21 protein-coding genes are annotated in these 22900 nt (G+C 47.5%); 12 read left to right on the plus strand and 9 right to left on the minus strand.

Annotated features, from left to right (window positions below; genetic code table 11):
- Nucleotides 1-88: 88 nt before the first annotated feature.
- The 3 genes from A37S_RS0100845 to A37S_RS0100855 all read right to left on the minus strand — a co-directional run bounded on the left by A37S_RS0100845 (nt 89) and on the right by A37S_RS0100855 (nt 977).
- On the minus strand, nt 89-343 hold the full coding sequence (locus A37S_RS0100845) for a hypothetical protein (protein WP_028295360.1): 255 nt from the start codon (nt 341-343) through the stop codon (nt 89-91).
- Nucleotides 344-346: 3 nt separating this feature from the next.
- Entirely contained in the window at nt 347-619 is a 273-nt protein-coding gene (locus A37S_RS0100850; protein WP_028295361.1) for a hypothetical protein, read from the minus strand.
- A gap of 109 nt (nt 620-728) precedes the next feature.
- Complete coding sequence (locus tag A37S_RS0100855) at nt 729-977, minus strand: hypothetical protein (RefSeq protein WP_028295362.1); 249 nt, start codon at nt 975-977, stop codon at nt 729-731.
- Between the two features lie 377 nt (nt 978-1354).
- Between A37S_RS0100855 and A37S_RS26960 the strand changes: the two genes are divergently transcribed.
- A complete protein-coding gene (locus tag A37S_RS26960; protein ID WP_157278281.1) occupies nt 1355-1522 on the plus strand; it encodes a hypothetical protein in 168 nt (55 codons plus the stop codon).
- A 208-nt stretch (nt 1523-1730) separates the two neighbouring features.
- On the opposite strand, the gene A37S_RS0100865 is transcribed toward A37S_RS26960, so the two are convergent.
- Together A37S_RS0100865 and A37S_RS0100875 are read right to left on the minus strand one after the other, a co-directional pair.
- Nucleotides 1731-2294: a transposase gene (locus A37S_RS0100865; RefSeq protein ID WP_028295363.1), complete on the minus strand. Its 564-nt coding sequence runs from the start codon at nt 2292-2294 to the stop codon at nt 1731-1733.
- A gap of 400 nt (nt 2295-2694) precedes the next feature.
- The gene (locus A37S_RS0100875; RefSeq protein WP_028295364.1) at nt 2695-3732 is read right to left on the minus strand and encodes a PDDEXK nuclease domain-containing protein; all 1038 of its coding nucleotides are present in this window, start codon (nt 3730-3732) and stop codon (nt 2695-2697) included.
- 594 nt (nt 3733-4326) lie between these two features.
- Here A37S_RS0100875 and A37S_RS0100880 point away from each other — a divergent pair.
- The 3 genes from A37S_RS0100880 to A37S_RS0100890 all read left to right on the plus strand — a co-directional run bounded on the left by A37S_RS0100880 (nt 4327) and on the right by A37S_RS0100890 (nt 5994).
- Nucleotides 4327-5145: a HipA family kinase gene (locus A37S_RS0100880; protein WP_028295365.1), complete on the plus strand. Its 819-nt coding sequence runs from the start codon at nt 4327-4329 to the stop codon at nt 5143-5145.
- Nucleotides 5142-5675 (plus strand): DUF3037 domain-containing protein, encoded by a 534-nt coding sequence (locus A37S_RS0100885; protein WP_028295366.1) that lies wholly within the window; start codon nt 5142-5144, stop codon nt 5673-5675. The genes A37S_RS0100880 and A37S_RS0100885 overlap by 4 nt, the downstream gene beginning before the upstream one ends.
- An 82-nt stretch (nt 5676-5757) precedes the next feature.
- Nucleotides 5758-5994, plus strand: coding sequence for a calponin homology domain-containing protein (locus tag A37S_RS0100890; protein WP_028295367.1), 237 nt, complete (start codon nt 5758-5760; stop codon nt 5992-5994).
- 361 nt (nt 5995-6355) lie between these two features.
- On the opposite strand, the gene A37S_RS0100895 is transcribed toward A37S_RS0100890, so the two are convergent.
- The gene (locus A37S_RS0100895; RefSeq protein WP_028295368.1) at nt 6356-6634 is read right to left on the minus strand and encodes a transposase; all 279 of its coding nucleotides are present in this window, start codon (nt 6632-6634) and stop codon (nt 6356-6358) included.
- A gap of 258 nt (nt 6635-6892) precedes the next feature.
- Between A37S_RS0100895 and A37S_RS28110 the strand changes: the two genes are divergently transcribed.
- The 8 genes from A37S_RS28110 (at nt 6893) to A37S_RS0100935 (ending at nt 18791) form a co-directional block, all read left to right on the plus strand.
- Nucleotides 6893-7024 carry a hypothetical protein gene (locus A37S_RS28110; protein WP_281169841.1) on the plus strand — a complete coding sequence of 44 codons (132 nt, stop codon included), beginning with the start codon at nt 6893-6895 and terminating at the stop codon, nt 7022-7024.
- Between the two features lie 95 nt (nt 7025-7119).
- Complete coding sequence (locus tag A37S_RS0100905; RefSeq protein WP_028295369.1) at nt 7120-7491, plus strand: hypothetical protein; 372 nt, start codon at nt 7120-7122, stop codon at nt 7489-7491.
- A 53-nt stretch (nt 7492-7544) separates the two neighbouring features.
- On the plus strand, nt 7545-8927 hold the full coding sequence (radA, locus tag A37S_RS0100910) for a DNA repair protein RadA (RefSeq protein ID WP_028295370.1): 1383 nt from the start codon (nt 7545-7547) through the stop codon (nt 8925-8927).
- Between the two features lie 124 nt (nt 8928-9051).
- Nucleotides 9052-9441, plus strand: a complete 390-nt coding sequence (locus A37S_RS0100915) for a hypothetical protein (RefSeq protein ID WP_157278284.1) — start codon at nt 9052-9054, stop codon at nt 9439-9441.
- Between the two features lie 230 nt (nt 9442-9671).
- Complete coding sequence (locus A37S_RS0100920; RefSeq protein WP_036600832.1) at nt 9672-10808, plus strand: efflux RND transporter periplasmic adaptor subunit; 1137 nt, start codon at nt 9672-9674, stop codon at nt 10806-10808.
- Nucleotides 10809-10988: 180 nt separating this feature from the next.
- The gene (locus A37S_RS0100925) at nt 10989-15557 is read left to right on the plus strand and encodes an efflux RND transporter permease subunit (protein WP_028295373.1); all 4569 of its coding nucleotides are present in this window, start codon (nt 10989-10991) and stop codon (nt 15555-15557) included.
- An 84-nt stretch (nt 15558-15641) separates the two neighbouring features.
- Nucleotides 15642-16205: a ribosome recycling factor gene (gene frr, locus A37S_RS0100930; RefSeq protein ID WP_028295374.1), complete on the plus strand. Its 564-nt coding sequence runs from the start codon at nt 15642-15644 to the stop codon at nt 16203-16205.
- Between the two features lie 192 nt (nt 16206-16397).
- On the plus strand, nt 16398-18791 hold the full coding sequence (locus A37S_RS0100935; RefSeq protein WP_028295375.1) for a S9 family peptidase: 2394 nt from the start codon (nt 16398-16400) through the stop codon (nt 18789-18791).
- Nucleotides 18792-18843: 52 nt separating this feature from the next.
- On the opposite strand, the gene A37S_RS0100940 is transcribed toward A37S_RS0100935, so the two are convergent.
- The 3 genes from A37S_RS0100940 to A37S_RS0100950 form a co-directional block, all read right to left on the minus strand.
- On the minus strand, nt 18844-19752 hold the full coding sequence (locus A37S_RS0100940; protein WP_036600778.1) for a CorA family divalent cation transporter: 909 nt from the start codon (nt 19750-19752) through the stop codon (nt 18844-18846).
- Between the two features lie 143 nt (nt 19753-19895).
- Nucleotides 19896-21110: a glycosyltransferase family 4 protein gene (locus A37S_RS23110; protein WP_051292616.1), complete on the minus strand. Its 1215-nt coding sequence runs from the start codon at nt 21108-21110 to the stop codon at nt 19896-19898.
- Nucleotides 21111-21245: 135 nt separating this feature from the next.
- Nucleotides 21246-22883 (minus strand): hypothetical protein, encoded by a 1638-nt coding sequence (locus A37S_RS0100950; RefSeq protein ID WP_028295377.1) that lies wholly within the window; start codon nt 22881-22883, stop codon nt 21246-21248.
- Between the last annotated feature and the right edge of the window lie 17 nt (nt 22884-22900).

The following is a 22900-nucleotide window of genomic DNA, read 5'->3' on the forward strand; positions in this document are numbered from 1 at the left end:
GGATTTTTACCACAAGACCTAAATGCGAAGCCGAAGGCTCAAACTTAGATAAATTGCTTTTATATCCAATTTAATTGCGTTGCATATTTTATTTCAGGTTTCGTTCTTTCAATATGACTTCCAATTCTTTAACTTTTTTGTTTTTAGGGTCTTTAACAAATTTATAGATTAGAAAGAGAGGTAGTAGAAGTGCAAGCCCATATGCGTTATAATATATGCTGACAAAAATAATTCCTAATAGAAAACCAATAAGAAAAGCATTTAATATAGAGAATGATTTCAGCTTTTTTTCTTCGTTTAATAGCTCTTGGTCTGTCAATTCTTTTAATTCTTTCTCTTCCATTTTTTAGTTCAGGTTTCGTGATTTGATTTCTTTGTTTAACAAATTCAAGTTTATTAAAGTTGGCAGTAAGCTTATTGGAAAAATAAATATAGGAAGCCCTAAAGGCAGCGGAAATATTCTGGCTAATTTGTCACTATCGCTTGTAACATAAATATAAATCACAACGGCAAGCATCAAGATCCCCATAATTCCAAAAGCCATCAGAATACTTTTTAGTAATCCCTTTTGTTTCAATAGTTTTTCATCGCTTAATTCAGCAATCTTATTTTGTTTCATCTGTAAATAATTTTATTCCATCGGTCAGATGGAGCTTACCATGTTTAAAATTTACATTCTCCTGTGTGACGAAAATGAAATTTTAAACATGGACGGTTCATAGTGTTCTTTATTTCAGGTTACGGTGATTTAGCTCTTTTTCCGTTAACTTAAATTGTTTCCATGTAACCACGGCAACTCCGATGAAAGCGACCGGCATAAAAGTCAGCACTTTAATATCGTTATCTATAATCGTTATGATAGAGACAATAAACATCAGAACGATTGATGCAACGGTAAATGTAAAAGTCGTTTTTCTTTTTTTCGCTTCTTTCAATAATTCTTCGTTTGACAATTCGGTAAGATTGATTTTCTTCATAAATGTTTGTTTTGAAAACGATTGTTGTCTGAAATTTCTGCCAACTCTCACATATCCGCGACAATAATCCTTGTTATCCGGATATAATCAGTTGAGGATACATTTTTGCTTGACAAAATACGTACTTCGAAAATTCACGGGATAATCCCGGTCAATTGCTGTTTTAAAATTACTCGTTTTTCAGGAAGTTAAAAATCATTTAGCCTCTTTTTGTGAAAAAACCTACTTCCGGGTGTCGGAGAGTTTTATGCAAAGGCGTGGAGTAGGAGGGACTGTAAGCGTCTGGCAAACGTATGCTGATGAAAGCCTCAAGACTTATGTCTTTTTCAAAAAAAGTATTTTAAAAAAGAAACGAAAAAACATTTGAGCTGTTCGAGATGTTAGCAAAGCGCCTGTCTACCGGACAGGCAGGCATCTCGAACATACAGATAAATACGGATTTGCAATCCGTTATTCCATTATTTGAGGTCGGAGACCTCACGTTATCGGTCATTCGACGCCGTGTCCGACCACCAGTGGATTCGCTGACAGGAAATGTCGACTAGCGAGAACCGAACCAAGTTATTCGTGAGTACACGGTAGTGCTAATTACGGGGAATCAAATGGGGCTTTAGTTTAAATTATTCGGTATACATTGTGTTATAAACACCCGTATTTAAACAAATCTATCGATAAATAGTCTTGTATCTGCACAGTCGTTCCTGAAGCAATTCTTCAGAAATTGTTTGTTTTTATTGACCTATAGGAACTCTACTAATATAGCTCGTCCTGCTCCCAGTTCGTGGGATTACCCTGTATGTACGAGACGATCCGCTCGTGTTCTGGCTGGTCTCGGAGGATTCTGTCGTGGTATCTGGGTTGCCATGCGAAATCGGCATGTATGAGACGTGCCGATTTCGTGACACCGATTTTAAACCCACGAATAATGGAGGCAAGATTCTTTGATTGAGGTCCGAATTTGTTAATTGTTTTTTTGCCTGTATTACGGTTTTGTAGAGACGCAAAATCTTGCGTCTCTACGGTGCCGGTGCCTTCGCCATGCTGTTTGTCTATCACGACAATACCGTGCACATGATTTGGCATCACCACAAATTCATCTAGGATTACGAATGGAAAGTGATTCGGGATCTCCTTCCAAGATCTTTCAACAAACTCCCCAATCTCCGACAGCCGCACAAACCCATCCACCACCTCTCCGAAAAATGGCACCCTGTCTTTTGTACAGATCGTGACAAAGTATGTAGCATTCGCACCGTAGTCCCACCAAGATGCTCTGGCGGAAGGGATGCGGTATCTATCTTTATAAAGGTCAGCCATGATCTATATTCCGTTTGTCCCTGAAAGCAATTTCAAACTTCCGGGTTCCGTTTTTTGTAACCATTCTCTTTTGAAGGTATACCGAACACTATATCCTTCTTATCCTGCTCTTTCATTTTCAGGAAACCGACCATGCTAACGATCGCCCCTCCGACGGTTTAAAGAAACAATCTTTGATTATTTAAAATCATTGGCCAAATAACATCAAAAATGAGTTTACCTAAAATTATTCCAACTCCAACCAAGATACCGTCACGGAGATAATTTTTTTGCCTTTCTTTTGATCTTCCATTTTAAATAATTTTAAAAATTATAACGGTTAATTCTGTAATCTTGATTGCTTATTTTCATCTAATCGGTTTTTGAGATCACATTTTGCGACCTTGGCTATTTCTTTTTTTTAATCACCGTTATTCTTCTCTTCTTTCAAATTTTTCTCCTTTAACAACCTCAACTTTTCCTTCTCACGTTCAATTTCTACGATCAGTTCTTCCTCAGAGGGGAGGTAGAGCATATATTTGGTGGCGAATATCTGATTGTTGTCGCTAATGACCGAATATTTGACTACTGTTTCGCTTTTCTCGGTACATAGGATGATACCTATGGTGGGGTTATCGCCTTCGGGCTTTTTGAGATCATCAAATAGCCTTCGGTACATATCCATCTGCCCAATATCTTGATGCGTCAGTTTGCCTACCTTAAGATCAATAAGTACGAAACTTTTTAGTAGGTAGTTGTAGAATACCAAGTCGATGTAAAACTGTTCTAACTCTGTGCTTATACGATATTGGCGGCCAACAAAAGAAAAGCCCTTACCGAGTTCGAGCAGGAATTGCTGTAGGTTTTCAATAAGAGCAGATTCGATATCTTTTTCTGAAGCATCTATAGGTTGGGGTATGTTGAGGAATTCGAATACATAAGGGTCTTTGATGAAATCTTCTGTACGTTGCTTTTCCAACGTATTGCTGTGCTTGATGGCAGTTTCCTTATCCTTTGAAGTCAGCAGGCGCTCATAATAGAAGGAGTTGATGTTTCTTTCCAATGTACGTACAGTCCATCCTTGTTCGGCTGCCTCTTGGAGATAGTAATCTCTTGCTTTAGCGTTTTCGACTCTCATAATTAGCCTATTATGGCTCCAACTCAATTTTCTACACACTGTGTAGAAAATCTCATTTTTAGGATAGGTTGAGTAGAATTGCCTAAAGCTATATAAGGCTGCTGAAGAATAACCGTTGCCATATTTTGTCGTTAATGCCCTGGAAAGGGTTTTGATTATAGATTTTCCGTATTCAGCGCGCTCTAACCCCTGTAATTCTTCTTCTGCAATGCGTTTGCCAGTAAGCCAATAAGCTTCCACCATATTCGTGTTCACGGCATTAATTGCTTTTCTGCGGCCTTCCTCGATAATGGCTATGACATCGGCTACGACTGTTTCCATAGTCCAAATTTAATGATTTTCAATGATTCTCTGAAGCTAAGATTCTTTTTAGAACAACGACATACTTGCTCCAGCTAGTTTTTCCAACCAATGGTTGGAGATTTTTATTAGGCTGATATTCAGTGTAAAACTGGGCCCCTTTGCCCAAACCCTCTCTTTGTTTTTCAGTGATAGCATGTTCGATATCCCAATATAAGCTTACTCAATCCTCCCTCAAAGCTCTCTACGACTTCCCTTAGGGGTTTTAGCTTTTGAGTTTTCCCTTTTTCTTTAATATAAAAACCTACTTCTAGGTGTCGGAGAGTTTTATGCAAAGGCGTGGAGTAGGAAGGACTGTAAGCGTCTGGCAAACGTATGCTATTCAATGAAAAATCGATTACGGGGAACTCGTAATAAACAACGATTCTGGTCGCAATTTTGTAAGCATGGTGTTTTTCAAGACTTATATTCCTGTGTTATGAGAATTTGGCGGGACGGGTTAAGTTAAAGTACAGGCAAGGTTTGTTTTTGGTGTAAAATAAACCCTATATTTACATCGTAAACGGCTGATGCTTAACGTATTTTTTTAGGGTCAACAATCAAAGCCAAATCAATTTGTCAATAAAATTACCGGATTTTAAACTTCCTTACGTATTTGCGGTCGAGGGAGGAGAAGAGTTAAAGAACAGTGCAAACCAGCCGCTCATCGTTGCCGGCATTGATAAGGAAACAGTCGAACGTGGCGATTACGTGGTGAAATTGAATGCCTCCGAGCGCATGCACAAAGAAAGTCGCATGCGCGTGCTTATTGCTGTATTTATGGCCATAGAGCTTGGCATATCGGTAGTGATGCCGGCAGTAATAGAGGTGACGGACAATTTTGTGGAGACCTTAAGGGGCAAAGCATATTATGTAAAGGCCAGCAAGAGCTTGGGTTACAATGTAGGATCCGAATACGAAAAGAGCCATTTCATTTTAGACAATCAGATAACCTTGAGCAATGAACTGGAAAAGCTGGGACAACACATTTTCGCCTTCGATGTGTTTATAGAAAACGTAGATAGGAACCATGCCAAGCCCAATATGATTACCAATGGAAAGAACTTGGTACTGTTGGATCACGAATTGGCTTTTGGCTATGCCACAACTCCTGCCTTTTTGCGCAATCCCACTCCTTGGGTGTTTTCCGATGGAGATAGGGGCTGGATGACAAAACATTGTCTCTACCAACGCCTCAAGGGCAAAATAGGAGAGGTGGATGCATTTAAGGAAAGAATGGTTACTTTGGACGGCTCGTTTTGGGACAAGGCCAGGACCTTGATTCCGCAAGAGTGGTTCGTAGGAGAGCTGTTTGATGGCATTGTCGCCCGCAGCACTTCCCTGATAGCGCATAAGGATGAATGGATTAACGAAATAAAGCAACTCTTAGCATGAAAACGTTTCAATATCAATTGTTGCAATTTCAGCCAGACAAGGTTTCTGGCGAGTTTCTCAATGTAGGTGTAGTGGTATTTGATGGGCAGCAGCAAGTGCTGGATTTCGATATCCTGCACAAGGCCGCAGGGCTGGGGCAGGTATTCCCTGGGGCACCGTTGCGCTATCTCACCAAGCAGTTGCATATTATTCATACCGCACTGGCCAAGGTGCAGCATCGCTTGGCTAGCGATCTGCCGTTGGAGCGATACGAATCTGTCGATGAGCTTACCCGTTCCATATTTCCCAAGGATGACAGTTCCCTGTCTTTCTCTAATGTACGCCAGCGACTGGACCTGGATATCCGTTCGCTCACCCGGCACCTTTCCGATAGGATGATCAGCATCCGCCATCTGGAAAAGGAGAAGGAAGTAAACAGCGATAAGGAAGTGAGGAACAAGATCTATAGGCAATACTTCGAGCAAAGGAACATCACCAAGCACTTGGCGCCATGCTCGGTGAACCACCAAGTACAACGAGCTGCTGTTTGACCATAGCTGGAAGAACGGCCACCTCCATTTCTTCGAATCGGTCAATTTTGACCTGCTGCGCGATGATGTCATCAAGAACAAGGTGCGTCGCTGGGCGGGGCAAATAGACGAATTGGCCACGGCCAGCGAGCCGTCCCATCTCTACCTGCTCTCGCAAATGCCCCAGTCCAATGAGGACCTGCGCACCTTTATTACGGATTTTCTGCAAGGCAAGTCCAGTGACAAGGTACGGGTAGACATCGTCACCCCAGAAAACGTCTCTTCGGTTACCTCTACCCTAGAGGGGCAAATCCGGGCGCATGAGGAAATGGAAGGGTGATTGCCTTGTTGGTAGAATATCCCCGATAACCAATCGACTGCCTTAGTTTGAGGTAGCCAATAACACCAATGGCCAATATGTGCTAAATCGATAATGGCACCATTAGAACCGTAACATGTTGAACAATATCAAACGAAAATGGCATCTTTGAACCGTAGTATCCACCTTAAAGCTGGCGCTGAATTTCCTGCGTTCTTTTCTTATTTTCAACTGCTGATTTAAACATTTATGCAGTTGTCCAATATTTGGGTAGTATGATAGTAGTAATAATTACTGCGCGGAAGGCCCAAAAGTCTGCACTGATCCGAAACGCTGATCTTTCTCTCGGACGGGGAAACCAGTTTGCGTTTCTCTTCCATACTCATTTCCCCAACACTTTTTTTAAGAAATCTACCTGGACCTGTAATTCCCCTATCTTGGAATACAACTCTTTTTCCTTTGAATCTTCCTTCTCTTCTTTCTTTTCACCAGCGAATACCTGTTCGGCATCGGCCAGAAATTCACGTTTCCAGGTATTGATCTGGGTGGGATGCAGCTCATATTTCACTGCCAGTTCCTGAATGGTCTGTTGCTCTTTGATCGCTTCTATGGCTACCTTCGCCTTAAAGCCCGCACTGAATTTTCTACGTTCCTTTTTCATTTTCAACTGCTAATTTAAACATTTAAGCAGCTGTCCAGTTTTTGGGGAGTACTATATTCGACCCATATTGCCTAATAGTTCGGTAAAAAGCCGCAAAAGCGGCACCATAGGCTACTAATACCGGACTAATATAGGCAAAGAGCGTACTCTGGATCAGATGTGAGACTAAAGCAGAAAGACCAAAGACTAGAGCAAGTGGGCGTGTGGCACTTGTAAGGCTTTCTGAAAGGGAAAACATTCATAGTAGCAGAAACAGGCGTGCACGTTGCTATGCAGGCCCTGCCCATTCCATGGCAATGGAAACAGGGCAAGGGCTGCTCCACCGATCATGCAGGCAGTGCCGAGCAGGGACTGGTTCAAGTTTTGGTGAGGGGAACAGCTGTGGGCTAACTTGGACCTACAGATAAATAGAAGCTTGCAACTTCGGTAGGGTAGCAAGTTGAAAACTTGCTTTTATTGGAGAGCCCGAGTTAACCAGCCCGCACGTGGCCATTACCCCGAAACTCGCGCCAGCTGAGGAGCTTGCGGACGGTAGAATTGCGGCGCAGGCAGGCGGAACTATGCAGGGCGGCCTTGGAAAGTTTGCGTCTCGGGATTTTGGTAGCTTGTGGATCAAAGGGATGGATGCAGCGAAGCCTAGCGTCCATCTGGTAGAGGGCACCAAAATCCAGCAAACTTTCCACAGCCGCAAAAGCAGTTTATTCGCTTTTGGTTTGCTTTCAAAGGTGCTCATGAGCTCGTCCCGACAGCTGTCGGGACTCGGTTTTGCCTACTTTTTTCTGCTTTGGCAAAAAAGTAGGTGCCCTGTCGCGGCAAGAGCGACGGAAGGGAAAGAGCGGAGGGAAAAAACCGTATAGACGTAACACCTTACGTCTATACTAAACCATTAAATTCCCTATCTTTGACCTCCATGGCAAAAGCAAAAACCGTCTATTACTGTCAGAACTGCGGCTACGAGTCGGCCAAGTGGCTGGGCAAGTGCCCCTCGTGCAACGAGTGGAACACCTTGGTGGAGGAACTGGCGGAGAAGACCACCAGCAAGGTGCCCGACTGGCGCGTGAGCCAGACCAGGGAAAGCGGCCGAACCAGCAAGGCCGCCATCATCCACGAGATCGTGTACTCGGAAGAGCAGCGACTGGTGACGCCCGATACCGAACTGAACAGGGTGCTGGGTGGGGGCATCGTACTGGGCTCTTTGGTGCTCATAGGCGGAGAGCCCGGTATAGGTAAATCCACCCTGATGCTGCAGGTGGCGCTCAATATGCCCAACGTCAAGACCCTGTACGTCTCCGGCGAAGAGAGCGAATCGCAGTTGAAGATGCGTGCCGAAAGGCTCAACCAGTCCTCCCGTGCCAATTGTTATATCCTCACGGAAACCTCCACCCAGCAGATCTTTAAGCAGATAGCCCAGGTGGAACCACAGGTGGTCATCATAGATTCCATCCAGACCCTGCATTCGTCCCACATAGACTCTACGCCGGGCAGCGTGTCGCAGGTGCGCGAGTGCACGGCAGAGCTCTTGCGCTTTGCCAAGGAATCGGGCACGCCGGTGTTCATCATAGGGCACATCACCAAGGAGGGGAGCATAGCCGGCCCCAAGGTGCTGGAGCATATGGTAGATACCGTGCTGCAGTTTGAGGGCGATAGGCATCACGTGTACCGTATCATCCGAGCCGTGAAGAACAGGTTTGGCAGCTCGTCCGAACTGGGGATCTACGAGATGCACGGAACGGGATTGCGGGAGGTATCCAATCCTTCGGAGATCCTGCTTTCCGAGCGGGAAGCCAGTTTGAGCGGCATCGCCATTGCGGGGGTGCTGGAAGGCGTGCGGCCCATGTTGGTGGAGGTGCAGGCCTTGGTGAGCAACTCGGCCTATGGCACTCCGCAGCGTTCGTCCACGGGCTACGATACCAAGCGGATGAACATGCTGCTGGCGGTATTGGAAAAGCGATTCGGTTTCCGGCTCAGCATGCAGGATGTCTTTCTGAACATCGCCGGGGGCATCCGGGTAGAAGACCCCGCCATTGATATGGCCGTGATAGCCGCCATCATTTCCTCCCAGCAGGATATGCCCATCGTGCAGCAGATGGCTTTTATCGGTGAGGTGGGGCTCTCGGGAGAGATCCGTGCCGTCACCCGCATAGACCAGCGCATAGCAGAGTGCGAGAAATTGGGATTCGAGCGGGTGTTCATCCCCCGTTATAACAAAAAGGGCCTCGTGCTCGAAAAATACAGCGTGAAAATCACCTTGGTAGCCACCGTAGAAGAGCTGTTTGGGCATCTATTTGGCTAGGGCGTTTTCTTATTGAATACGGCCAAAGTGTAAAAATGATGTGGCAAATTCACGAGAAATTTTGTATACAGGGACACTTTATGCTACTTTTGCAATGATGGCGGCAAAGTGTTTCAATTTCTTTATGCTACTAGTGTTCGTAAATACGATTACGTATTTCCCGCAGAGTAGCTTGAGAGGAATGGGCGGGCAGTACGCCGTGAATGCCTACCTTTCAGGATCGTCCGAGGCGGATATGCCGGAATTTGATGGCGATACGCTGTTGGAATGCCTGCTGAACGATGTGCTCGAACTGCCCTTGCACGAGACCGATCCCGATCCCGATCTATTTACCAAGATATTGTCTTTTCTGGGCAACCTGATATGCAGTACCCCGCTATGGGTATATCAGGTCAGCCTAATTCCGCTCTTGGCCTTGCTATCTTCTAAGGTCGTTTTTAGCATAGCACATTCTTCCAAGCTGAAACACCTGCTTGGCTATTATACCTTTCTTTTCCGATTAAAACCTTTTTAATCTTTTTGTTATTTAATGAGATGGTCGATAGGGCGTCATAATGGGATTATGATGGCACTACACGAATGAACTGATTTAGAGATCATAATTAATTAACTCAAAGATTTTTATAGGGAACATCCAAGGGCTCGTATGGCTATTTGATATATGCCGCCTTGCCTGCTGGATGGAGCACCTTAAGCAGTCGAACATAAAGACTCCCAATTACAATAAAAACTTATTATATGCTGATGAAAAAAGCGTGGTCCTATTTGTGGATGCCGATATTATGCGTGTTTGCCTGTAAATCTAGCGGAAGTAATTCCAGCACGGCAGATGGAGAGAAGGGGAAGCAAGTGCCCGTGGTGACCTTGAGCACCATAGACACGGTGCTATATACCGATTATATAGCGGATATACAGGCCGTGAAGAACGTGGAAGTGCGTTCTAGGCTGCAGGGCTTCTTGGACCAGATCTATGTGGATGAGGGTGCTGCCGTGACCAAGGGGCAGATCCTGTTCAAGATAAACGATGAAGAATATAGGGCAGAGGTATCCAAGGCACAGGCCGCGTTGAACAATGCCATTGCCGATGCCAAGATCGTGGAAGTGGAAGCCACACGCGTGAAAGCGCTGGTGGATAAGAACATCATCTCCAAGACAGACCTGGACGTGGCGCAGGCGCAGTTGAATGCGGCACAGGCCAGGGTGCAGGAAGCGCGAAGTGTACTGCAACATGCCCAGACAAGGCTGAGCTTTACCAACGTGCGCTCGCCCTTCAATGGCCGGATAGACCGCATACCGCTCAAGGTGGGTAGCCTGCTGGGCGAGGGGGCGCTGTTGACCACCGTATCCGACTTGCAGGAGGTATTTGCCTATTTTGATATCTCCGAGACGGAGTATTTGCAGAATATAGCTAGCAAACAAAATGAAAGCATCCTGGCGCAACCCGTGAAGCTCACATTGGCGGATGGGCAGGAGTATCCCTATGAAGGGCGGGTGGAACTGGCAGAATCGGAGTTTGAGGCATCTACGGGCTCTATTTCCCTAAGGGCCAGGTTCCCCAATCCGGATAGGTTGTTGAAGCACGGCGCCACAGGCAAGGTAAAACTGCCTCATCGCCTCGAGGGAGCGCTCATTGTGCCACAAAAGGCCGTGTTTGAGATTCAGGATCATACCTATGTATATGTCTTGGCCGATTCCAATAAGGTGAAAATGCACAGCTTTGAGGCAGGGCCAAGGTTAGGTTATTTTTACCTCATCAATAGCGGACTGAAGGCAGGACAAAAGATTGTGTACGAAGGTTCCCAGGGACTGAAAGACGGTGCTACCGTGCGCCCGCGTCCCGTTTCTTTCGATAGCCTTTTGGTGCATCAGGACATGAATTAATACTAGGCTAAATTAGTGTCCTTCTATCATGTCGCCTGGCTTTGTGCGCTCAATAGAAAAATGCTCATTTACCCATTAGTAAACTGCGCTTTTTCTCGTTTCGTGCGCCTTGCCAGACACCATGCCAGCTTGGTCACTGACTTTATGGACAGACTTTAAATTATAATTTATTCCATTATTATGGTTGAAACATTCATAAGAAGGCCGATACTTTCATTGGTTATTTCCATATTTATTACCCTTTTGGGTATTCTTTCCTTATTTACGCTACCCACTACCCAATTCCCCGATATCGTGCCGCCATCGGTTACCGTCAGCGCCAATTACAATGGCGCCAATGCCGAGGTATGTGCCGATGCGGTGGCCATTCCCCTGGAAAGGGCCATCAATGGTGTGCCCGGTATGACCTATATGTCTACCGTGACCACCAACAACGGCGATACGCGCATCACCATCTTCTTTGACGTAGAGACCGATCCTGATATTGCGGCCGTCAACGTGCAGAACCGGGTCACGACCGTCTTGGACGAGCTGCCGGAAGAGGTAATACGGGCAGGTGTGGTCACCGAAAAGGAGATCAACAGCATGCTCATGTACCTCAACATCTATAGCGAGGCCGAGGATGCGGATGAGCGTTTTATATACAACTTCACGGACATCAATATCCTGAAGGAGCTGAAGCGGATTGATGGGGTAGGCTATGCCGAGATCATGGGCTTTAAGGACTATGCCATCCGGGTATGGCTGAAGCCCGATAAGCTCGTGGCCTACAACGTGTCCAGCGAGGAGATCATTACCTCCTTGCGGGCGCAGAACGTGGAGGCAGCCCCCGGGCAGACGGGAGTGGGCTCGGGCAGGCGTGTCAACATGCAGCAGTACGTGCTGCGCTATCCCGGGCGCTTCAATACGCCCGAGCAGTACGGAAACATCCCGCTGCGGGCCAATCCGGACGGCTCCATCTTGCGGGTGAAGGACGTGGCCGAACTGGAATTCGGTTCCATTGAGTACGAGATGGCCTCCAAGATAGACGGCAAGCCCTCTGCGGCCATCATGATCAAGCAACTGCCGGGATCCAACGCGCAGGATGTAATAGAGCGGATAAAAGTCCGCCTGGAAGAGCTGAAAGACAGCTCGTTCCCCCCGGGCATGCAATATTCCATGGGCTATGATGTATCCCGCTTTCTGGATGCCTCCATTGCCGAGGTATTGCATACGCTCTTTGAGGCCTTTATACTGGTGTTTCTGGTCGTCTATATCTTTCTACAAGATTTCCGTTCCACGCTGATTCCCGGCCTGGCCGTGCCCGTCTGTTTGGTAGGCGCTTTGTTCGTCATGAACCTGATGGGCTTTTCCATCAATCTGCTTACCCTGTTTGCGCTGGTGCTGGCCATAGGTATCGTCGTGGACGATGCCATCGTGGTGGTGGAGGCCGTGCACGTCAAGATGGAAGAGGGGCTCCCTCCGCTGGAGGCAACCATCGCCGCCATGAAGGATATTACCTCGGCCATCATCGCCATTACCCTCGTCATGGCTGCCGTGTTTGTCCCCGTTGCCTTTTTGGGGGGGCCGGTCGGTATTTTCTATCGGCAGTTTTCGCTCACCTTGGCGGGCTCCATCCTCATATCGGGTATCAATGCGCTGTCGCTCACGCCAGCGCTCTGCGCTCTTATACTGAAGCCGATGGATCATCACGGTGAGCATAAGCCCAAGGGGGTGATGGGCAAATTCTTCGCGGGCTTCAACCGTTGGTACAACCGGATTTCGGTCAAATACCTTGGCCTGCTAGGTCGGATTACCGGCAGGCGGGGCATCACCTTATTGGTGCTCGTCATATTCTTCGTGGCCACGTGGGGCGCTGCGCGCATCCTCCCCTCGGGTTTTATCCCTACGGAAGACCAGGGGATGATCTACGTGAACGTCACCACCCCGGCAGGGGCCAGTGTGGACAGAACGGAGGCCGTGCTAGACCAGATAGATAAAGTGGTGCGGGGGGAAGAGGCGGTAGAAAGCTTCTCCTCCCTGGCGGGGTACAGCATCGCCAACGAAGTGTCGGGAGCGGCCTATGGAATGGGGATGATCAACCTCAAGCCCTGGGAAGACCGGGATGTATCCGTGCAGCAGGTGATAGACATGCTGGAGGAGAAAACCGCCGATATTGCCGATGCCGACATCGAGTTTTTCCCGCCGCCCACGGTACCCGGTTTTGGGAATGCCAGTGGTTTTGAGCTGAGGCTATTGGATAGGAGCGGGAGCGACGATCTGGGGAAACTATCCATTGTCATGAGCGATTTCGTGCAGCAGCTGAACGACGCGCCCGAACTGAAAACGGCCTATACCAGCTTCAACTCCGAGTTTCCGCAGTACCTCATCAATGTGGACTATGACAAGGCGGCCAAGCTGGGGGTCAGCGTGGAGAATGCCATGACGACCCTGCAGACCTTGCTGGGAAGCTTCTACGCGACCAATTTCATCCGTTATGGGCAAATGTATAAGGTGATGGTACAGGCCTCGCCAGACTACCGGAACAGCCCGGAGCAGGTGTTGCAATTGTTCGTGAAGAACGACAAGGGAGGCATGGTGCCTTTCTCGTCCTTTGTGCAGATGGACCGCATCTATGGGCCGGAGCAGTTGACCCGGTACAATATGTTTACCTCGGCCATGATCAACGGGGAGCAGGCAGAGGGCTACAGCAGTGGGCAGGCCATTGAGGTGGTGGAGCGCATAGCCAGCGAAACGCTCCCGCAGGGCTATGACATAGAGTGGTCGGGCATCACCAGGGAGGAGATCATATCGGGCAATCAGGCGCTTTATATCTTCGCTTTGTGTATCCTATTTGTCTACCTATTGCTGGCCGCACAGTACGAGAGCTTCCTTCTGCCGCTGGCCGTCATCCTGAGCTTGCCGGTCGGTATATTTGGTGCCTTCTTTTTATTGAAGGTCTGTGGCCTTGAGAACAATATCTATGCACAGGTGGCACTCATCATGCTCATCGGCTTGCTGGGCAAGAATGCCATATTGATCATCGAGTTTGCCGAGCTGCGGCGCAAGGAGGGTATGGATATCCTCACGGCTGCCAAAGAAGGAGCAGTGGCCAGATTACGACCTATCTTGATGACCTCCTTCGCTTTCAATGCGGGGCTCATTCCTTTGGTGATCGCCTCGGGTGCCGGCGCGCTTGGCAATCGCTCCATCGGTACGGCTGCCTTGGGTGGCATGGTCATCGGTACCATCATTGGCGTGATCCTCATTCCGGGACTGTACGTGCTGTTTGCCAGCTTGGAAGGTAAAAAGAAAACGACCAAGGTCTCTAAGGGTACCATAGCGGTAATAGCCGTGCTGCTGGCAGTGGGATTGAGCGGCTGCGGGATGCAAAAGGATGTGGTGGAGCAAACCAAAAGGGAGGTACCCAGTACCTATAGCACGGGGCATACCGATAGCACGGATATGGCCCAAACACCTTGGCGCGATTTCTTCGAAGATGAATACCTGGTATCGCTGATAGATACGGCACTGAAGAACAGTCCCGATATGCAGGAAGCCCTCTACAGGGTAGAGATGGCCAGGGCCAACCTGAAGCTTCGGAAAAATGCCCTTGCGCCATCCATAGATGCCGTGGCAGAAGCGGGCTTGCGTAAGTTTGGCCATTATACGATGGACGGCATAGGCAATTACGACACCAACCTGTCCGACAACCTGAAAGACGACGAGCGCCTACCCGATCCCTTGCCCGATTATTTTCTGGGGTTGAGGGCATCGTGGGAGATAGATCTTTGGGGCAAGCTAAAGAACAGGAAAAAAGCGGCCTTGGCGCGCTTCCTTTCCTCTTACGAGGGCAGGAAATTGGTGTCTACCCAGCTCATTGCAGAGATAGCGATGACCTATTACGAGCTGATGGCCTATGATAATGAACTGAAAATCCTGAACAGGAACATCAAGATACAGGAAGAGTCCTATGAGCTCATCAAGATACAAAAAGAGGGGGGAAGGGCCAATGAGCTTGGGATACAGCAGTTCAGGGCCGTATTGCTCAATTCCAAAGGACTCAAGGAGCGGGTGTTGCAAGACATCAATACCAAGGAGAACTACCTTAACTACCTGATCGGCTCGTTTAACCAGCCCATCAACCGCTCGCAGCTGGATATCGAGAGCTATCCCCTCACCAGCAAGGTGCGCTTGGGCTTGCCCGAGCAAATGCTGGCCATGAGGCCTGACATCCGTATGGCCGAACTGGAGCTGCAGGCGGCGTTGAGCGACGTGAAATCGGCCAAGGCGACCTTTTACCCATCCTTGCAGTTGACGCCCTATGTGGGCTATCAGGCTTTCGGGATGAACAAGCTGTTCGTGACGCCCTCTTCGCTGGCCTATGGCCTATTGGGCGGACTTACGGCGCCCATCTTCAACCAGCGGATCATCCGCTCGGAATATGAACAGCAATTGGCCGGCAATGGCATAGCCTTCCAGAACTACGAACGCACGGTGCTCAATGCTTGGCAAGAGGTGGAAACGGGACTGAAAGCGCAGCAGCGCCTACGCAATAGGCGCGAGCTGAACAAGGAAGAGGTAGAAGCCCTCCAGCTGGCCGTAGATGCTTCCAATGAGCTGTTTAGGGCTGGGAGGGCCAATTACTTGGAGGTACTTACCGCCCAGCGCAACGTGCTGGAGGCCGAGATAAGCCTCAATCAGATTTATAAGGAGCATTTGCAGACCATCATTGATCTTTATCGCGCATTGGGCGGTGGATGGCAATGATATTCATAAAAAATTGCTATTTTTGGCCGTTTGTCATCCGCCAGCTGGCGGAACAGCATAGATAGAGAAATCGCTGAAAAAGATATGAACGACCTGATTAGCTTACAATTGGACGATGCGCAGGAGCAGATGCAAAAGGCGCTAAACCATACAGAAAATGAACTGACGAAGATTCGTGCCGGCAAGGCCATGCCTTCCATGCTCGATGGCCTTAATGTGGATTATTACGGATCGGCTACACCCATATCGCAGGTGGCCAACGTGAATACGCCAGATCCAAGGACATTGGTCATCCAACCCTGGGAGAAGAATATGTTGCAGGTCATAGAAAAGGCCATCATCGATTCCAGTCTCGGGCTGAACCCACAAAATGACGGCAGCATCATCCGCTTGGTAATTCCCATATTGACCGAGGAACGCCGCAGGGAACTAGTGAAGAAAGTGAAAGACGAGGGAGAACGTGGACGGGTCGCCGTGCGGAACATCCGCAAGGATGCCAACGATCAACTGAAGAAGCTGAAGAACGAAGGTCTATCCGAAGATGAAATCAAGGTAGGCGAAGCGGAAGTGCAAAAATTGACCGACAGTTTCATCGCCAAGGTCGAAAGGCTGATAGAAAGCAAAGAAAAGGATATCATGACCGTTTAGGGTAGTATCCGCATAAGAAAAAAGCAAAAAGGCGCTAGTTTATCTAGTGCCTTTTTGCTTTTAGAGCCTGTTTAAATTTTATTGCTAAAATTTAAACAGGCTCTTAGTCCTCTTGTGATAAAAATGTTGCAAAATTTAGTCTGTTCTGTCAAAAATCCCTCGTATTTTAGCATATAAATCAATCTGTTGAACATGTTCAAACACATACTTTTATCTTTTGTGCTGATGGGAACGGCCGTCGGCTATGCACAGCAAGGGTCTACGCTTACGGTGGAGCGGATCATGCGCGACCCGAAATGGATGGGAACTTCCCCGAGCAACGTATATTGGGGCGAAGAGGGCAAGGTCTATTTTAACTGGAACCCAAATGCCGATATTCAAGAGTCCCTCTACAGCATAGAACTGAAGGATAGACAGCCCAAGAAGGTGTCGATCGAGGAGCAAAGGAAACAAATAAGGGGAGCAGTTTATACCAAAAAGGGGGATAAGATCTATTTTGAACGCGATGGCGATCTTTTCTCGAAGGAAACAAAATCGGGCACGGAAAAGCAACTGACAAAGACCATAGATAGGGAAAGTATGCCCGTGCTAAGTGCGGACGAGCGTTTCCTCAGCTTCCGCAAGGGAGAGGATCTTTATGCCCTCGATTTGACCGGCGGCGACCTGATACAGCTCAGCTATATCAAAAAGGGAAGTGGCGGTAATCCGCGCGAGCGTGGAGGAATGCCCGGCAGGGAACGTGGCGGCGAAAATGAACAGGAAAAATGGCTCAAGGAGCAGCAGGCGGAATTATTTGATGTGCTCAAAGACAGAAAAAAACAGAGAGACGCTGCCGATTCATTGAGGCGTTTGCTTAGGCCCGACGAAATTAAGGGCATTGCGATAGGTGCAGAGGAGCAGGTCAGAAGCTTGGGCGTAAGCCCAGATCTGCGCTATGTGACCGTATTTACCTACAGCGCGGCAACGGGCAATAAAAATACCATCATTCCCAATTTCGTTACCGCATCTGGGTTTACGGAAGACATGCCGGGACGTACCAAAGTGGGTGAACAGCCAGCCAGTGGCAAGGGATATATATACGATAGGGAGAAAGACAGCGTGGTGGTAGTGGATGTAAAGCAACTACCGGGCATATACGATATTCCTGCTTTCTATGCCGACTATCCCGGAGAAAAGAAGAAGCTGGAGGAAAAGAAAGAGCCTAGAAAGATCAATATGGGATCCGTCAATTGGAACCCTTCTGGTAGTGCGGCCATCTTCACGTTCACGGCATTGGACCATAAGGACAAGTGGTTGATGAAATATGTGCCCGCTACCGGTGCGTGGAGCTTGGTAGATAGGCAGCACGATGATGCCTGGATAGCGGGGCCGGGCATTGGCGGCAGAGGGGGAGGTACATTGGACTGGTTGGACGAGAATACCATTTACTTTCAGAGCGAAGCCACGGGCTATTCCCATTTGTATACCGTCAATGTGCTTAGCGGAGAGCGCAAGCAGCTGACTGCGGGCAATTTTGAGGTGCAGTCCGTGCAATTGTCAAGAGACAAGAAATTCTTCTACCTGGAAGCCAATAAGGAACATCCCGGCATCACGCACTTCTACAAGCTTCCTGTAGGTGGTGGCGAGCCGCAGCAGATTACTTCCATGAAAGGTGGAAATGAAGTAACATTGTCTCCCGACGAGAAGTGGCTGGCCATCAGGTACTCCTATTCCAATAAGCCTTGGGAACTCTATCTGCAGGAAAACAAAGCGGGGGCAAAGGCAGAGCAGGTTACCGAGTCCTTAACGGAAGAATTCAAGGCCTACGCCTGGAAAGAGCCGGAGGTCATCAGCTTCAAGAACAGGCATAATGAAGATATCTATGCCAGGGTCTATGTACCGGAGAAGCCAAAGGCATCGCACCCAGCCGTCATTTTCGTGCACGGAGCGGGCTATCTGCAAAATGTACATTACTGGTGGAGCAGCTATTTTAGGGAATACATGTTCCACAATCTATTGACAGACCTGGGCTACACGGTGCTGGATATCGACTACAACGGCAGCGCCGGCTATGGTAGGAATATTCGTACCGGCATATACCGCCATATGGGCGGCAAGGACCTGAGTGATCAGGTAGATGGCGCCAAGCTCCTGGTAGATAAATATGGCGTCAATGCCAAGAACATCGGCCTGTATGGCGGCTCCTATGGCGGTTTCATCACCCTGATGGCCATGTTCAACGAGCCGGAGGTGTTTGCCGCCGGTGCGGGCCTGCGCTCGGTCACCGACTGGGCCCACTATAACCATGGCTACACCTCCAATATCCTCAACGAACCGTTCAACGATCCCAAGGCCTATGAGCTTTCGTCGCCCATCAATTTTGCCGCGGGCCTGAAAGGGCACTTGCTAATGTGCCATGGCATGGTCGACGTCAATGTCCATTTTCAGGATATCGTTCGGGTGAGCCAACGCCTCATCGAGCTGGGGAAGGACAATTGGGAACTGGCCGTGTACCCCGTGGAAGACCACGGCTTTGTGGAGCCCAGCAGCTGGACGGACGAGTACAAGCGCATATTGAAGCTGTTTGAGACTAATCTCACGAACTAGTTGCTAGTGTGTACGGTTTCTCCGTCTTATGGAAATGGCCTTAGGAACAGGTTTAAAGCCATTTTTTGCGCTTGAACCATTGATAGACGATGATGGTAATCACGACCATCAAGAGTAAGGAGGCAGGATAGCCGTATTTCCAATGCAGCTCGGGCATGATATCGAAGTTCATGCCGTATATGCCTACGATAAATGTTAAGGGCATAAAAAACACGGAAAATATAGTGAGTATGCGCATCGTTTCATTGGTGCGATGCGCTGCCGCCGAAAACGATACGTTAAGCAGTTGGGCCGTATTCTCGGAAAGGTTGTCGTAAATGTTTTTGATCTTCGTGAAGTAGTCGCGTAAGTCGCGCGTATTCGCATTGCTCGTGTCCTTGGCATCTACCTTGTCCACTACCTCGTACAACAGGATGAGCAGACGCCTGATGGTGTCTACTTTTCTCTTGATGTAGTACATGGATTTGAGCATGGGCTTACGTGAGCTGTGAAGGAAAATGCTCTCCTCAAAATTGTCTATGGCGTCGGATAGTTCCTTTGATGGCCGTTCGTAGCTTTTGAGGCACAGTCGGGTGATGGAGGTCAGCACCCCGCTACTTTTCAGTTGCTTACCCTTTTTTTGACGGATATGTTTGGGTAAGTCAAGCACTTCTGGGAATTCCTCGCTAGAGATAGAGTAGATATAATCTCGGGTGATGAAAATGGCAATTTCCGTACTGATGGTCTTGATGGTGTCCATATCTTCCGGGCTATCGTCCTTATAGAATCGCAAGATGACAAAAGTATAATTGTCGAATATCTCGTGCTTGGGGAAATGGTCTGCTTCAAAAAGATCTTCTATGGAGGAAGGTGACCAGCCGTATTGGTCGGCAAGTGTTTGCAGGTGTTCTTTTTCTGGATTAATGATATTGACCCAGTCGAAACCGTCCTCCTCTTTTGTCAATAGCGTTTGTTGTTGCATGTTGTTTTCCCTTGTATATATGAAAGGTAAAAATAGGTATTTTGTTGAGAGTTACCTTCGTTCCCAATAATTTCGGGAGTTTATACAATAACAACACGGCACCAACGGAAGTTTGCCGGTCAAAATGCATTCGCAGAACTGCGCTAATTTTTTCTTTTTTCTAGTTCCCTTAGAAGTTCTTGGGTAAGGTTTTCTTTGGTAGTGGTGGTAAAGGACGACGGCTCTTCCTCCATGATTTTGTCAAAAGTGGTGTCCGATATGATTTTTTGATTCTGAAAGGACGCTTCTGCCATCCTCCTGTTGTGCAGGATGAGCCGCATGCGTGAGTCATATAGCCAAAGGCTATAATTGATGAATTGTGCCGTGAACAGTATCAAAAGCATGAGTTCGATGGTGCCTATTGTCCGTAATACAAATCCAAGAACGGTGAAGGCTACTGTGCTAAACAACAGTGTCAACGTGGTTTGATGATGCGATAGGCCCATATTGAGAAACCGATGGTGCAGATGGTTCCTATCGGGATAGAAAGGAGATTTGCCGCTGATGATACGCTTGGCAAATACCCTAAAGGTATCAAATATGGGGATAATCATGATGGCAAGCACCAATGCCGGTGCGGACTCGAAAGTAGGCACAGCTTGTTGCTTGTTGATTTCCACAAAACTAATTGACAATAAAGCCAGGATGAAACCGATAGTATATGCTCCGCCATCACCCATGAAAACACGTGCGCGCTTTATAAAGTTGAACCGTAGAAAACCCACTAGCGAGCCTGCCAGGCAGAAAGAGAGCACGGCCCAGCCTGCTTGGTTCATGATAAGGAAAAGCGTGCCAAAAGTGATGGAGATGAAGGTAGCTAAAGTTCCAAGTAACCCATTTACTCCATCTATGAGGTTGAAAGCGTTGATGATGAACACTACGAAAAAGCTGGTAAAGATATAGCTCAGTTGTGGGCTGATATCGTACATGCCAAATACGCCATAGAAACTGGTAAAGCGGATATCCGCCAAGTACACCACGATGAACGAAGTGATGAACTGAGCTGCAAATTTTTTGTAAGGGTCAAGGGCTATTAGATCGTCCTTGAGGCCTATGGAGAAAATCAGCAGGGCAGCTGCAAAGATATAATTGGCATTGGGAAGCATTTCCGATCGAATCATGAGCGTGCTCACCAATGCGAAAGCACTAAATACGGCAACGCCCCCAAGGTTTGGAATGGAGTGATGATGAATCTTTCTCTCCTCGAAGGATGGATCGTCTAATAAGCGTTTTTGGAAAGCAATCTTAATGATGGCGGGAACTGTGAACCAGGAGACAATGGCTGATAGACAAAAGGCAAGTAGAATTTCATTTAACATAAACACAATAGATAGAAGACACCTTAAAAATAACGCAATTCGTCCTAATCAGACAATAAAAATATGCATATGTGTGAAAACGAATTTTATCACTCCTGCGCTACAATTATTCGGCCAAATTTACAATAAAGTAAACTAAAAATCATAATAAAGATTTCTAAACGACGCGCGTAAGCCAAAGTTAACGAAAACAGTTGTATTATCCATGTTTTTATTCCATTCCCTTCGGCTTCCTATGCCCATTTCCAGTCGTAGATTGTACTTTGGATTGATCAGGTAGGCAGTTTTTAGGTCAAGGTATGTAAGGTGGGTGTTCACCCCCTGTCCAATATAATTGCCATAAAAATTGACATAGTTCATGTAGTCCTTGAACACATTGCCTCCATAGTTCGTGTCTTCGTCGGGGTCTTTGCCATACATGGCCCAATTGCCTTGAAGCTGAAAGTCGAAGCGTTTTTGGCTGTAATTGATGATAGCCAGCCCTTCCCTGAAATTAGCGCCCAATATATGGGCTAAGGGCTGATTGTAGTTTGTGTATGCAGTGATGGGGGTGAAATGCTGGTATGTGTAGGGCCTAGCGGTATTAAATTCAACCAAGTAATTTAACTTTGGAATGCGAAATAGTTCATACCCCTTGATGCCTAGCTGGTAGGCAAATTTGTTGTGCATGTAGCCATTTCCCGCAAAAAACTCCTTAGCGGTGAACTCTCCCAGAAGAAATTGGCCATAGCTGGTCATGTTGTTCAGTATTTTATACTTGACGTTGAGCCCAAGGTGTACCTTATCGGGAGAAGATGTATTGGCAGATTCTATAGGGCGCAAGAAAATGAGGGGATTGAGGTAATTGAAATCAAAGCCTCTTTTGCCTGCAGCATTTTTGGGAGCCCACAATATAGACTGAAAGAAGCCAAGCGACAGGCTATTGCTCACGTTCCAGTCGAGGTATTGAAAAGCACCCCATTTGTGCAGGTCGCCGTAATTGCTGCGTTCCGTGCCATCGTCAGGGATTTCGCTGAATATATAGCGGGAGGCAAATGGATCTAGCATATAGGCCCACATGCTCATGTACCGTACATTGCCCAAGGTGCCTGTTAGTTTTAGAGCGGTATAATTGGACGAAACATCCGATAGCAATAGGGAGCGGTAGCCATCTCCTATGAAGTTCTTGTCATAAGCCAGCGAGACGTTGAGGTATTTGCTGGCGGTGTAGGAAAGATTTGCGGTAGCATAGGACCAATCCTGATTTAATCCGGTTCGCTGGTCATACAATTTGCCTTGCTGTCCCGGTATCACTTTGTTCTCGTCTATGTAGGCGTTGATATAATCGGGAAAGCGCGCTTGGCTTTCGAAGAAATTGGTGTAGAAGGAAAATTTAGTGCCTATGCTGCCGCCAAATTGAAAGCCACGTGTGTTGAGCCAGGTAGTAACCCCTTCCTTGAAGGAACGGCCTACTTGAAAATCGGGAAGAAAGTCGGCATAGAAAGTGTACTCCTCGTTTTTTACGTCTATAAGGTGTTCTTGCCAGAGCTTGCGCCCTCCCCACGACGTTCTTTCGCGTCCCCCCATATACATAAGGCTATCAAAGCTGGGCTGTATCACAGAATCGATAAGCAAGGGTTTTATGGATGTATGCTGCCGCGTATTTTTGCCATAAAGTACGGGATTGAGCTTTTGGTAAAATTGATAAGAGTAGGGGTGATAGTAAGACTGTGCTAGGACTATATTGGTAAATGTACCTATTAACAACGATAGGAAAACGACTTTTTTTCGCATACAACAGGACTGCATAT

The sequence above is a fragment of the Olivibacter sitiensis DSM 17696 genome, from assembly GCF_000427965.1.
GTDB lineage: Bacteria > Bacteroidota > Bacteroidia > Sphingobacteriales > Sphingobacteriaceae > Olivibacter > Olivibacter sitiensis.